Raw genomic sequence first — 13,434 nt, forward strand, 5'->3', positions numbered from 1 at the left:
ACGGAACCGTAGACACCGCCCCGCGCGACCACCCTCACGACCGCACTATTCTCGGTTCGTTGCACACCTACGGGGGGAAGGCGGCGCAGCCATGGAGAAGCTCGGACCCGGTGACCCGCAGCGCATCGGGGCGTACCGGCTGCTGGCGCGGCTCGGCGCGGGCGGCATGGGGCATGTGTATCTGGCCCGCTCGGACCGGGGCCGTACCGTCGCCGTGAAGCTGGTGCGCGAGGAGCTCGCCGAGCAGGAGGAGTTCCGGGCCCGGTTCCGGCAGGAGGTGCAGGCCGCGCGCCGGGTCGGCGGCCACTGGACCGCACCCGTGCTGGACGCGGACACCGAGGCCGCCGTGCCGTGGGTGGCCACCGGGTATGTCGCAGGACCCAGCCTCCAGCAGGTCGTCGGGCACGACCACGGAGCGCTGCCCGAGCGTTCGGTACGGATCCTGGCGGCCGGGCTCGCGCACGCGCTCAAGGACATCCACGCCGCAGGGATCGTGCACCGCGACCTCAAGCCGTCCAATGTGCTGGTGACCATCGACGGGCCGCGTGTCATCGACTTCGGCATCGCGCGGGCCCTGGAGACCCTGGCCGGGGACGGGCTCACCCGCACCGGCTCCCTGGTCGGCTCACCCGGCTTCATGGCGCCCGAGCAGGTGCGCGGCGACCGGATCACGCCCGCCTGCGACGTCTTCTGCCTCGGCTCCGTGCTCGCCTACGCGGCGACCGGACAGCTCCCCTTCGGCGCCGCCAACAGCGGGGTGCACGCCCTGATGTTCCGGATCGCCCAGGACGAGCCCGACCTGGAGGGCGTGCCCGAGGGCATCGCCGACCTGGTGCGCGACTGTCTGAAGAAGGACCCGGCCGCCCGGCCGACGCTGGACCGGATCCTGGAGCGCACCGGCGCCGAGGACACGGTGTCCGGAGGCCGCTCGCGGGACCCGTGGCTGCCGGGGGCGCTGGTGGCCCAGCTGGGGCGGCACGCGGTGCAGCTGCTGGAGGTCGAGGATCCGGAGGCGGCGGAGGGTCCGGCGGGGACCCCGGCGGGAGGCCCGGCGGGGGGACCAGTGGGGGGACCGGCGGGGGCGGACTCCCGGCCTGCTCTGCCCGCGCCTGCGCCCGGCCGGCCCGCGGCCGGCTCTCCCGCCGCCGCGCCCGGCTCCGGTGGGGACGGCACGGCCGACCCCGCCCCCGCGTGGATCCACAAGCAGACCCCCGCGCCCGGCTCGCCCCCCGGGCAGGTTCCCGCGCCCGGTTCGTCCCCCGAGCACGCCCCCGCCTCCGACGACGCCTCCGTGCCGCCCCCGCCCGGGGAGCCGCGGCCGAACGGCGGCGGACCGGGGGTGAACCACCTGCCCACGATGGTCGCGGGCCAGACGCCCCCGCCGGGGATGCCCCCGGCCCACCCGGCCTACGGCTACCCGCAGCAGCACCCGCAGCCCCCCGCCTACGGCCATCCGCAGCAGCCCGGCGCCGGTGCCTGGCCCGGTTCCGGGCAGCCGTACAACCCGTACGCGGGCGGCGTCGGTTCGACCCCGCCGTACGGTCCGCCTCCGATGGGCTCGACCCCGCCGTACGGACCCGGCGGCATTCCGCCGCGCGAGCCGCGCCAGAGCGGCCGGTCCACGGCGCTCCTCGTGGTGATCGCGCTGGTCGTCGCGCTCGCCGCGGGCGGCTCGGTGTACGCGCTGATGAAGGGCGGCGGCAGCGACGACAAGGGCGGGAACACCGTCTCCCCCGGCCCGACCACCGGCGCGCCCACGACCGGCGGCCCGACCACCTCCGGGCCCGACCCGACGACCTCGCAGCCCACCACCCCGGCACCGTCGGACGGCACGATCCCGGCCGGTTACCTGGGAACCTGGGAGACGTCGATCGACAACGCCACCGGGCACAACACCCGCGAACTGACCATCCAGCAGGGCGATGTGGGGGACACGGTCCTCACGCTCGTCGCCGACGGGCCCATCGTGGGCGGCGGCAGCTACCACTGTGTCTTCACCGCGGCGCTGGCCGAACAGCCCAGCGGCAACGGTCCGTTGGAGATCGGTCCGTCCACCGTCACCTCCGGCGAGCCGCTCTCGTCCTGCTCGCCCGGCGAGGCCACCGAGGTCACGCTGCTGTCGGACGGACGGCTGCGGCGGGCGAAGCAGGGCAACGGAGAGAGCCTGACCTACACGAAGCAGTGATGCGGTGATTCGGTGATGCGGTGAGGGCCAACTCCCGTTTTCTGTGAGGTCGTTGAACGCGCGGCGAATTTCAGCCCACGAGACCGGTTTGTCCCCCCGGGCGCCCGTACTGTGACCCCACCATTCGACTCCGGGGAGTAGCGGGGGCACCCACATGGAGTGGCTGAGTGCGGAGAACGTCGTGGCCGTGGGGACGGCGGTGCTCGGTATCGTCGCGTCGGCCGGCATGGTCTGGTACGAGCGCCGGGTGCCGCGCCGCTGGGGGTACCTCCCACGCCCTTGAGGCAGTGGGGGAGGGTGGGCTACCGGGTGCAGATGGACAACCCGATCGGCGACGACGTCCGTTCGGGCCGCGCCAACCGACGCCTGGGCCTCTTCGACGAGGCGCCGGTCATGGCGGACGCCACGCTCGTCCTGCTCCGCGTGGAGAACGACGGCTCGCAGGGCATCGACCGCGACGACTACACCAGTCCCGAACGCCACGGACTGACCGCGGTGTTCACCGACCGGACCGTCCGGGGCGTGTCGGTCACCCAGCCGAACGACACCGACCATCTGATGGACCACTTCACCCCCGAGCGGGGGTTCGGCTACGAGGGCACCCCTACCGGGAGATCGAGTACGCCTACACCTACGGCCAGCCCCCGGCCGACTCCCTGGTCTCCAGCTTCCTGACCTACCTCTCCCGGGGAAACGGCCAGGACGTAATCCGCACCCACGGCCACATCCCCTGCTGGACCCCAGAGGGCCTGAAACTCTGCGCCTGACGCAGCAGCCTCCCCGACTGGGGGCAGTCGTGCCTCCCCCAAGCTCTTCGAGCAGGGGGACCCCAGGCGGCACGGGTGGGCGCAGCGGCACCCCGCAAGCGCCGGCGAGCGCACCCACCCCTGCCCAGCCCCAGCACAGGGCACCCTGTCAGCACCGGACGGGAAACTTATCGCGGCTCCGGCGGCCGCTGCCGAGGCATGTTGGGCCGGGCGGCAGCCCCCGGCGGCAACGGAAACCGCCCAGCCAACCCCCCCGACTCCCCCCGCCCCCCGGACCCCGCCACAGCCGCCTGAATCCCCAACGGCGCGGACCCGGTCCGAAACTCCACCATCCAGTCGGCAGTCTCCACCCGCACCAACTCCGTCACGTCCTCGGAGAACCTCCGCAGCACCCCCAGACACCGCTCGGTGGCCTCACTCGCCGTCCCCTCGGCCGGCCCCAGAACCTCCCGCACACATTCCGACGCCCAGTCGAACTGCAACACCTGCAACCGCCGCTGCACGGCCTGCGCGGTGGCCACGTCCCTTATCCACCCCGACGTGACCCCGAAGAACCGGTCGACCCCGACACACGCCACCGCCACCATCAGCGCCAGATACCCCCACGGCGCACCCCCACCGAGCACCCCGGTCAGATCCAGCAGCGGCAGCACGCTCCCGCACACGGCCCCCGTCGCCGCCCCCGCCCGCAGCGCCCGCGCCCCGCGCCGCTTCCACACCCGGTCCGCGAGATACCAGGCCGCCGTCTCCAGAGCCCCCCGCTCCACCCACCGGTACAGCTCGTCCAGCCGCTCGGCCGGCTCCCCCCAGTCCCCGGGCGGAAACATCCGCCCGGTCAGATCGCCCGGCCGCAGCCCGGCCGCCCCCTCACCCCGCCCGTCCTGAGGCGGACCCTCGGGCTGCATCTCCGGCTGACCCACCCGGCACTCCCTACTGATCGCGACCGGTCACGTTGAGTGACATCTGAATGCTGACGCGCGCGGCACCTTTCCTACCGCCCAATGGGTGGCGAAGGCGAAGCTTTCGCCTCTTTTCCGCTCGGAAGGGGGCCTTGATCAGGTATAGGACTCACGGCAATCTCACTCGAAAGAGTGGCGGGGCGGTGCCTGCGTGGACCACGTAGGCTCGTGCACAACGGAGAACAACGAGAACCGAACCAGGAGCTGATCGTGATCCCCGGTGGTGGCCAGCCCAATATGCAGCAGCTGCTCCAGCAGGCCCAGAAGATGCAGCAGGACCTGGCGAAGGCCCAGGAGGAACTGGCGAACACGGAGGTCGACGGTCAGTCGGGCGGGGGCCTCGTGAAGGCCACGGTCACCGGTGCCGGCGAGCTGCGCGGCCTCGTGATCGACCCCAAGGCGGTGGACCCGGAGGACACCGAGACCCTCGCCGACCTGATCGTCGCGGCCGTCCAGGCGGCCAACGAGAACGCGCAGAACCTCCAGCAGCAGAAGCTCGGCCCGCTGGCCCAGGGTCTGGGCGGCGGCAGCGGCATTCCCGGCCTGCCTTTCTAAGACAGGCCGCGGCCAACTACGGTACGTACAGGAAGACTCCAGGAAGGGCAGTCCGTTGTACGAAGGCGTGGTCCAGGACCTGATCGACGAGCTGGGGCGGCTGCCCGGCGTCGGTCCCAAGAGCGCGCAGCGGATCGCCTTCCACATCCTGCAGGCCGAGCCGACGGACGTACGGCGCCTGGCCCAGGCCCTCCTGGAGGTGAAGGCGAAGGTCCGCTTCTGCGCGACCTGCGGCAACGTCGCGCAGGAGGAGCTGTGCGCGGTCTGCCGCGACCCCCGCCGCGACCAGTCGGTCATCTGCGTGGTCGAGGAGCCCAAGGACGTCGTCGCGATCGAGCGCACCCGTGAGTTCCGGGGCCGCTACCACGTCCTCGGCGGCGCGATCAGCCCGATCGAGGGCGTCGGCCCCGACGATCTCCGGATACGGGAACTCCTGGCCCGCCTGGCCGACGGAACGGTCACCGAACTGATCCTGGCCACGGACCCCAATCTCGAAGGCGAGGCGACGGCCACGTACCTCGCCCGCATGATCAAACCCATGGGCCTCAAGGTCACCCGCCTGGCCAGCGGCCTCCCGGTGGGCGGCGACCTGGAATACGCGGACGAGGTCACGCTCGGCCGCGCCTTCGAGGGGAGACGACTCCTAGATGTCTGACGCCACGCTGCACGCCACGACGCAGAACCCGGACGACTTCGCGGTCCAGATCGCGGATCAGGTCGAGAGTTTCCTGGTGGCCGTCACAGAGGTTGCGAGGGGCGACGAGCCGGACTCGGCGGTCCCCTTCCTTCTGCTGGAGGTCTCCCAGCTGCTCCTGGCCGGGGGCCGGCTCGGCGCGCACGAGGACATCGTCCCCGACGAGCGCTACGAGCCCGATCCCGGTTTCGAGCCGGACGTGGACGAACTCCGGGAGAACCTGGCCCGCCTCCTGGAGCCGGTCGACGTCTACTCGGAGGTCTTCGACCCCTACGAGCCCCGCAAGGCGTCCGTCCCGGCCCGTATCTCCGACGACCTCGCGGACGTCATCACCGATCTGCGCCACGGCATGGCCCACTACCGCGCCGGCCGCACCACCGAGGCCCTGTGGTGGTGGCAGTTCTCCTACTTCTCCAACTGGGGCTCCACGGCCTCCGCCACCCTCCGCGCCCTGCACTCCGTCCTCGCCCACGTCCGACTCAACCAGCCCCTGGAGGAGCTGGACGGCCTGGACACCGACCAGAGCATGGGCGACGACACCCTGGAGTTCGAGGCGGGCAGGGTGATGGAGGAGGAGATCGCGGGCCCCCTGGGCATGCGCCAGGGCCAGTGAAGCCGGTGAGACTCGTGAGACCAGTGGGATCCGTGTGAAGCGCAGATCACAGCCATCACCTGCGTGACATTGGGCAGAGGAGTCACGAAGCGGGTGGCCTGACATCTCACGATGCGGTTCCCCGAGGGCAAAATTCGGACGCTCGTTAGACTGAGCGGGCAATCGACGGACTGAGCGAGGAGCGCACGTGGGCCTTGTCGTGCAGAAGTACGGAGGCTCCTCCGTAGCCGATGCCGAGGGCATCAAGCGCGTCGCCAAGCGGATCGTGGAAGCGAAGAAGAACGGCAACCAGGTGGTTGTCGTCGTTTCCGCGATGGGCGACACGACGGACGAGCTGATCGATCTCGCCGAGCAGGTATCCCCGATGCCTGTCGGGCGTGAGTTCGACATGCTGCTGACCGCCGGAGAGAGGATCTCCATGGCCCTGCTGGCCATGGCGATCAAAAACCTGGGCCACGAGGCCCAGTCCTTCACCGGCAGCCAGGCAGGCGTCATCACCGACTCGGTCCACAACAAAGCCCGGATCATCGACGTCACGCCGGGCCGGATCCGGGACTCCCTGGACAAGGGCAACATCGCGATCGTCGCCGGGTTCCAGGGCGTCAGCCAGGACAAGAAGGACATCACCACGCTCGGGCGCGGCGGGTCCGACACCACGGCGGTGGCCCTCGCGGCCGCCCTGGACGCCGAGGTCTGCGAGATCTACACCGACGTCGACGGCGTGTTCACCGCCGACCCGCGTGTGGTGAAGAAGGCGAAGAAGATCGACTGGATCGCCTTCGAGGACATGCTGGAGCTCGCCGCCTCCGGTTCCAAGGTGCTGCTCCACCGCTGCGTGGAGTACGCGCGCCGTTACAACATCCCGATCCACGTCCGCTCCTCGTTCAGCGGGCTGCAGGGCACGTGGGTCAGCAGCGAGCCGATCGAGCAAGGGGACAAGAAGGTGGAGCAGGCCATCATCTCCGGTGTCGCGCACGACACCTCCGAGGCCAAGATCACGGTTGTCGGTGTGCCCGACAAGCCCGGCGAGGCCGCCTCCATCTTCCGCGCGATCGCCGACGCCGAGATCAACATCGACATGGTCGTGCAGAACGTGTCCGCCGCCGCCACGGGCCTGACGGACATCTCCTTCACGCTGCCGAAGACCGAGGGCCGCAAGGCCATCGACGCCCTGGAGAAGAGCAAGGCCGGCATCGGCTTCGACTCGCTGCGCTACGACGACCAGATCGGCAAGATCTCCCTGGTCGGCGCGGGCATGAAGACCAACCCGGGCGTCACCGCCTCCTTCTTCGAGGCGCTGTCCGACGCGGGGGTGAACATCGAGCTGATCTCCACCTCGGAGATCCGTATCTCGGTCGTCACCCGCGCCGACGACGTGCCGGAGGCCGTCCGGGCCGTGCACACCGCCTTCGGGCTCGACTCCGACACCGACGAGGCCGTCGTCTACGGAGGCACCGGCCGCTGATGGCCGCGACCGGACCGGCCGTACGTCCGACGCTCGCGGTCGTGGGAGCGACCGGGGCCGTCGGTACGGTCATGCTCCAGATCCTGTCCCAGCGCAAGGACGTCTGGGGCGAGATCCGCCTGCTCGCCTCCCCGCGCTCGGCCGGCCGCAAGCTGGCCGTGCGCGGTGCGGAGGTCGAGGTGGTGGCCCTGTCGGAGGAGGCCTTCGACGGGGTCGACGTCGCCATGTTCGACGTGCCCGACGAGGTCGCCGCGCAGTGGGCGCCGATCGCCGCGGCCAAGGGCGTGGTGGTGGTCGACAACTCCGGCGCCTTCCGGATGGACCCGGAGGTGCCGCTCGTGGTGCCCGAGGTCAATCCGCACTGCGCCCGGCGCCGGCCGCGCGGGATCATCGCCAACCCCAACTGCACGACGCTGTCGATGATCGTCGCCCTGGGCGCGCTGCACGCCGAGTTCGGGCTGCGCGAGCTGGTGGTGTCGTCGTACCAGGCGGTGAGCGGGGCGGGGCGCGCCGGTGTCGAGACCCTGCGGGCCCAGCTGTCCCTGGTGGCCGGTACGGAGCTGGGGACCAGCCCCGGTGACGTACGCCGGGCCATCGGGGAGAACACCGGGCCGTTCCCGGAGCCGGTCGCGCTGAACGTCGTACCGTGGGCCGGATCGCTCAGGGAGGACGGCTGGTCGTCGGAGGAGATGAAGGTGCGGGACGAGTCCCGCAAGATCCTCGGACTGCCGAAGCTGCCGGTGGCCGTGACCTGTGTGCGCGTGCCGGTGATCACCACGCACTCCCTCACCGTCCACGCCCGCTTCCAGGAGGAGGTCACCGTCGACCGCGCCCGTGAGATCCTCGCGACGGCGCCCGGTGTCGTCCTCTTCGACGATCCGGCCGCCGGTGAGTTCCCCACCCCCGCCGATGTGGTGGGGACCGACCCGACCTGGGTCGGGCGGCTGCGGCGGGCGCTCGACGACCCCACCGCCCTCGAACTCTTCGTATGCGGGGACAACCTGCGCAAAGGTGCCGCGCTGAACACCGCGCAGATCGCGGAGCTGGTGGCGGCGGAGTTCTCGTGACGCCCTTGCGGGGTGTCGTGAGGCCCGCACGGGGTGTCGTGAGGTCCGCACCACACCGGAAAACCTCTGGATGGGAGCGGATCCATTTGTAGGATCTGTGTACGACGCAAGTGGGTCCGGATGAAAGCTCCGGGATAATGGTCCGGACCACTTGATCCGGGTCCCTCGGCATCCGAAGATTTTTCTTCCCCGCTCTCCGCAACCGCGCGAAGGGCGGGGAGCGTCTTTGCGGACGCCCTTGCGGGGCGTGGGACGCGACGATCCAGGCGTGGGGACGCCGTGATCTGGGCGTGGGGACGCTCGTTCATATGGGACATAGGGGAAGAGCGGGACGCATGACGGCACTTGAGGTTCCGTCGGGTGTACTGCCGGCCGCGGAGACGCCGTCGGCCGTGCCATCCGACGTGTCTGACACAAAAGTGATGCTCTGCGCGTACAACCCCGGTGGGGGTGAGCGTGTCCAACTTGCGTGGCAGAGGTACTCGAACTCAGTGCGGCGACCCGCGGTACGGCCCTTCGGCCGCCCCGCGCGGTGCTGCGGCCCCGCATGCCCGGCGCGCCCGGCGGCATGCCGGTGATCGCGCCCATGCCTGCAGCGCGGCCCGCCCGCATACCCAACCAGCGTGACGGCGCCGACGAGTCCGCGGTGGCCGGCACGACCGTCGACCACCTCACCGAGACCTACCGGGCGCACTACCGCTCGCTGCTCGGACTCGCCGCGCTCCTCCTCGACGACACCGCCTCCTGCGAGGACGTCGTCCAGGAGGCCTTCATCCGCGTCCACTCGGCCCGCAAACGCGTCCGGGACCCGGAGAAGACCCTCGCCTATCTGCGCCAGACGGTCGTCAACCTCTCCCGCTCGGCCCTGCGCCGCCGCATCCTCGGCCTGAAGCTCCTCTCCAAGCCGATGCCGGACATGGCGAGCGCCGAGGAGGGCGCCTACGACCAGCTGGAGCGCGACTCCCTCATCAAGGCCATGAAGGGCCTGCAGCGCCGCCAGCGCGAGGTCCTGGTCCTGCGCTACTTCGCGGACATGACCGAGGCGCAGGTCGCCGAGACCCTCGGGATATCCCTGGGCTCGGTCAAGGCGTACGGCTCGCGCGGCATCGCGGCGCTGCGCGTGGCGATGGAGGCACCGGCATGAGAGAAGAAGCCGAAGGGCGGGACTCCCATGATCGCCACGAGCCCTACGCCTGGCACGAGCCGATGGAACGGCCTGAGCAAGAGCACACGCAATCGCACGCTGGGAACGGAACTGTGAACGACAGCCTCGACGACAAGGGCCCCGAGGGGCTCGGCTCGGACGAGCTGGCACTGCGCCGGATGCTGCACTCGGCCGTCCAGGACATCGAGCCGAGCGACGGCACGCTGGACCACCTGCGGCGCGCGGTACCCGCCCGGCGGGCCCGCAAGCGCCAGGCCGCCGTCGGCATGGCGGCCGCCGCCCTGTTCATCGGCACCGCCATCCCGGCCCTCGTGCACGTCTCCAACTCCGGCGGCTTCGACCCCAACACCTCCAACGCCGGCCAGGCCTCGCAGGCCCAGGGCGGCGCGGGCCAGGGCAAGTACCCGGACGGCGGCGCCAGCACCTCGGGCGGCTCCAGCGGCAAGACCTCGGGCACCGGGCAGGACGGCAAGAAGGACTCCGGCAAGGGCAAGACCGGCGGCACCGGCACCGGCTCGACCGCAGGCACCGACCCCTCGGCGTCCACGGGCAAGAGCGCCCCGGTGTGCACGGAGACCCAGCTGGGCTCGGCCACGGGGACCGTGAGCGCCCCCGACTCCGCGGGCGTCGTCTACGGCACCTTCCGCGTCACCAACATCTCCACCACCAGCTGCACCGTCGACGGCGCGGGCAGCATGAGCACCCTCGCGCAGGGCGCCGCGGACGCCTCCAAGATCGGTACGGCGCGGCACGCGTCCGGCGACGCGGCGGCGGGCCTGCCCGACCCGTCCCTGGAGGCCACCGCGCTGGTCCTGCAGCCCGGCGCGGCCTACGAGGAGAAGTTCGCCTTCGTGCCCTCGGAGACCTGTCCCACCACCGGCGGCAACAACGGCGGCACGGACCCCACCGGTCATCCCTCTCCCTCGCCGTCGCCCTCCCAGGACGCCAGCGCGAGCGGCGGCACGGACGGCGGCGCCACGTCCTCGGGCGTCACCACCCAGATGCTCACCGAGGACGGCCCGGCCGACGGCAGCATCGTGGTGACCCACACCCCGCAGGCGGGCTCGCCCGCGGTCTCGGCGACGGTGTCCAACGCGTGTGCCGGGACGGTGTACTGGACCGGGGTGCTGTCGGCGTCGTAGTCGCTCGTCCTTGGTCGCTCGTCCTTGGTCGATCGTCCGGTCGGTCGTAGCCGATCCGTCTGGGGCGGCCGCGCTCGGCGCGCCCGTCTCAGACGCCGGACGGGGCGGAGACGCCCTCCTCGTCCGGCACCAGGCCCAGCGCCGCGTCCCGGGCGAACTCCAGCTCGCGGCGCAGCAGCCGGAACCACATGAAGACCACGAAGCCCGCGAAGACGAACCACTCACCGGTGTAGCCGAGGTTCTGGAACGCCTTCAGGTCCAGCCCGGTGTTGTCCGGAGCGGACGCGGGCACGGCCTTCATCCCGGAGTCGCCCTTGTCGAGCGTGACCCACGCGTCGTACACCCGGTACGGCACGAGGTTCACCAGCGATGCCGAGCTGATCGCCGCCGTCTGCCCGGACGGCAGCCCGCCCTGGGCGCTGACGCCGTTGTCCCCCGGCGTCTCGGACGCCTGCAGCGCACCGGTGACGGTGACCTCGCCGGCGGGCGGGGCGGGCGCCTTCGCCGGGTCTGCGTTGCCCGGCAGCCAGCCCCGCACCACCGGCAGTGCCTTGCCGGAGTCGGTGCGCAGCAGCGTCATCACATAGAAGCCGCTCCTGTTGTCCAGTTCCCGGCCGGGCACCAGGAACTGCTTGTCGTACCGGCCGGTGGCGGTGGCCCGCTTGCCCGACGTGCTCTTGTCGACGGGCAGCAGCTCGGCCAGCGGCCGGGCCGCCTCCGATCTGGCCGAGGAGGCCTGCTCGGTGGCGGCCCGGTGGTCCTGCACCCGCGCCTCGAACCGGCCCAGCTGCCACGACCCCATGAAGATGCAGAACGGGATGGAGAGCAGCACGAAGACGTTGATGCCCCACCAGCGGGGTGTCAGCAGAAACCGGTACACGCCGTCAACGGTACGGGGCGACGGAGCGGACACGGGGCCGGGGGTCCCGGCGGCGGGTGGATCAGCCGACGGTCAGGGTGAACGGGCCGGCCAGGACCGAGTAGCCGTCGTTCGCGAGGTAGTACGCGTCGTATGTGCCGTTGCCCTTGAGTTTGCCGGTGGAGAAGGTGAGGGCGCCGCTGGCGTCGGGGGCGTAGGCCCAGGTCAGGGAGGACTGCTGGCCCGGTCTGACGCCTGCCGGGTAGATGCCGATCCAGTTCTTCGTACTCACCTGGGACGTGGATGGCACGGAGTAGCGAAGGGTGACGTTGCCGCCGTCCGTGATCGCGTTCAGGTCGCCGGTGAGGGTCGGGGCCGTGGCGGTGGACGGTGCGAACGCGGCGTTCAGCGGGGTCGCGTAGGCGTCGTTGCCGGTGAGGGCGGGCAGGCCGAGGGCCGACTCGATGGTGCGGGCGATGCCGTAGTGGTCGTAGTGCGCCGGGCTGCTGGTGCCGGCCGGGACGGTTCCCTGCGATCCGACGACCGTGGTGACGATGTGGTTGTAGGCCTCGCTGTTGCTCTCGTCCCAGGTCAGGACGAGCAGCGAGCGCTGCTGGGTCCAGGCGGGGGAGGCCAGCACCGGGGCCAGCGTCTGCTTCAGCCAGCCGTCCTGCGTCTTCAGGCTGGTGGGGCTGCCGTTGCCGGAGGCCTCGCCGTCGTAGTAGTCGTCGGCGGCGATCCAGGAGAAGTCCGGGGTGGTCGTGGCCGACCGGAGGTCGGTGGTCAGCTGTGAGGTGTCGAACAGGTGGGCGGCGCAGCGGGAGGCGTTGCCGCTGATGTCGGTGTAGTTGATGAACGGAGCGTCGTCGGGCTCGTAGTAGCGGTCGAAGTTGTTGCTGGTGTTGCAGGGCGTGCCCATGCCCTGCTCGTAGGCCTTCCAGCTCTTGCCGGCCGCCTCGACGGTGTCGCCCAGGTTGCGCTGGGGGGAGTTGATGTTGGGCCAGTAGACGGCGCCCTTGGCGTATGTGTCACCGCCGGCGACGGCGAGGTAGTTCTCGTCGCTCGGGTGGTAGACGCCGTGGAAGTCGGTCAGCGTGGCGCCCTGGTTCATCAGGCTGTGCATGTACGGCGTGTCCGCCGGGTCGTTCATGATTGCGGAGTAGTCGGTGTTCTCCATCATGACCATGAACACATGGTCATAGCCGGGCACGCGCGACACGGGCGGGGTGACCGGGGCCGGCGGGGTGACCGGGGTGTTCAGGGTGAGCGAGAGGTTGTCCAGGTAGCCGGTCTCGTTGGACGTCGACAGGAACTGCACCTCGACCTGGATGGAACGGGTCCCGGCCGGGACCGGGCCGGTGGTGCTGCGGGAGAGGAACTTGGTGGCCAGCCCCCGGTCGCTCGCGGAGACCGTCGGCAGCTTGGCGGTGGCACCGATCGGGTGGCCGCCCGCGTCCTGGAAGTGCAGGCCGACCGCGACATGGCCGCTGTAGACGGTCCAGCCGCCGAGCCAGCCCGAGAGGTCGTAGCTCACCCCACCGCCGTCGATGGCCCCGGCCGCCGAGGAGACGTCCACGGTCTGTGTCATCGCGCCGTCGCCGAAGTTGCCGGGCCCGAAGAAGGCCTTGCCGGGCGCCTTGCCGTCGCCGGGCAGCTCGAACGACCCGGCGGTGTGGCACATGACGTCCAGCCCGCCCGCCTCGGTGGTCCAGCCGGGCACGGTGGACGCCGAGCCCCAGTCATCGGTGCAGTACCCGCCGGTCTCCGCGTCGCCGTTCACGATCAGATTGCCGCTGCCACCCGCCGCCTGGGCGGTAGCGGGAGCGGAGACGATCAGTGCACCGAGGAGGGCGACCAGCCCGCTGAAGGATCTCCAGCGCAGTCTCATTCGTGTACCTCGTCCCGTCGATGAGCGTGCCTGAGGGATGACATGAACGGGACATAGGTACCGGCGGCCGCTGTC

At 71.0% G+C, this 13,434-nt stretch carries 11 protein-coding genes and 1 pseudogene; 9 read left to right on the forward strand and 3 right to left on the reverse strand.

Annotated features, from left to right (window positions below):
• Positions 1-91: 91 nt before the first annotated feature.
• Positions 92-2,185 (forward strand): protein kinase, encoded by a 2,094-nt coding sequence (locus AB0I54_RS14815; RefSeq protein WP_363296365.1) that lies wholly within the window; start codon positions 92-94, stop codon positions 2,183-2,185.
• A 154-nt stretch (positions 2,186-2,339) separates the two neighbouring features.
• Positions 2,340-2,785: pseudogene (locus AB0I54_RS14820) on the forward strand (phosphate ABC transporter substrate-binding protein); the annotation flags it as partial.
• A 334-nt stretch (positions 2,786-3,119) separates the two neighbouring features.
• Here AB0I54_RS14820 and AB0I54_RS14825 read toward each other — a convergent pair.
• Positions 3,120-3,872 (reverse strand): SLATT domain-containing protein, encoded by a 753-nt coding sequence (locus tag AB0I54_RS14825; RefSeq protein WP_363296366.1) that lies wholly within the window; start codon positions 3,870-3,872, stop codon positions 3,120-3,122.
• 249 nt (positions 3,873-4,121) lie between these two features.
• Here AB0I54_RS14825 and AB0I54_RS14830 point away from each other — a divergent pair, with 249 nt between their 5' ends.
• The 7 genes from AB0I54_RS14830 to AB0I54_RS14860 all read left to right on the forward strand — a co-directional run bounded on the left by AB0I54_RS14830 (position 4,122) and on the right by AB0I54_RS14860 (position 10,612).
• On the forward strand, positions 4,122-4,466 hold the full coding sequence (locus AB0I54_RS14830; RefSeq protein WP_363296525.1) for a YbaB/EbfC family nucleoid-associated protein: 345 nt from the start codon (positions 4,122-4,124) through the stop codon (positions 4,464-4,466).
• 55 nt (positions 4,467-4,521) lie between these two features.
• Complete coding sequence (gene recR / locus AB0I54_RS14835; protein WP_235460829.1) at positions 4,522-5,121, forward strand: recombination mediator RecR; 600 nt, start codon at positions 4,522-4,524, stop codon at positions 5,119-5,121.
• Positions 5,114-5,773, forward strand: coding sequence for a DUF5063 domain-containing protein (locus AB0I54_RS14840; protein ID WP_363296367.1), 660 nt, complete (start codon positions 5,114-5,116; stop codon positions 5,771-5,773). Before recR ends, AB0I54_RS14840 begins: the two co-directional genes overlap by 8 nt.
• A 187-nt stretch (positions 5,774-5,960) precedes the next feature.
• A complete protein-coding gene (locus AB0I54_RS14845; protein ID WP_363296368.1) occupies positions 5,961-7,238 on the forward strand; it encodes an aspartate kinase in 1,278 nt (425 codons plus the stop codon).
• Positions 7,238-8,305, forward strand: coding sequence for an aspartate-semialdehyde dehydrogenase (locus AB0I54_RS14850; RefSeq protein ID WP_363296369.1), 1,068 nt, complete (start codon positions 7,238-7,240; stop codon positions 8,303-8,305). Before AB0I54_RS14845 ends, AB0I54_RS14850 begins: the two co-directional genes overlap by 1 nt.
• A gap of 547 nt (positions 8,306-8,852) precedes the next feature.
• Entirely contained in the window at positions 8,853-9,449 is a 597-nt protein-coding gene (locus AB0I54_RS14855; protein ID WP_363296526.1) for a SigE family RNA polymerase sigma factor, read from the forward strand.
• Between the two features lie 113 nt (positions 9,450-9,562).
• A complete protein-coding gene (locus AB0I54_RS14860; RefSeq protein WP_363296371.1) occupies positions 9,563-10,612 on the forward strand; it encodes a hypothetical protein in 1,050 nt (349 codons plus the stop codon).
• Between the two features lie 88 nt (positions 10,613-10,700).
• Here AB0I54_RS14860 and AB0I54_RS14865 read toward each other — a convergent pair whose 3' ends face one another.
• Positions 10,701-11,492, reverse strand: coding sequence for an SURF1 family protein (locus AB0I54_RS14865; RefSeq protein ID WP_363296372.1), 792 nt, complete (start codon positions 11,490-11,492; stop codon positions 10,701-10,703).
• Between the two features lie 61 nt (positions 11,493-11,553).
• On the reverse strand, positions 11,554-13,359 hold the full coding sequence (locus AB0I54_RS14870; RefSeq protein ID WP_363296373.1) for an alkaline phosphatase family protein: 1,806 nt from the start codon (positions 13,357-13,359) through the stop codon (positions 11,554-11,556).
• Between the last annotated feature and the right edge of the window lie 75 nt (positions 13,360-13,434).

Origin of the sequence: Streptomyces sp. NPDC050625 (genome assembly GCF_040654755.1) — a bacterium.
GTDB lineage: Bacteria > Actinomycetota > Actinomycetes > Streptomycetales > Streptomycetaceae > Streptomyces.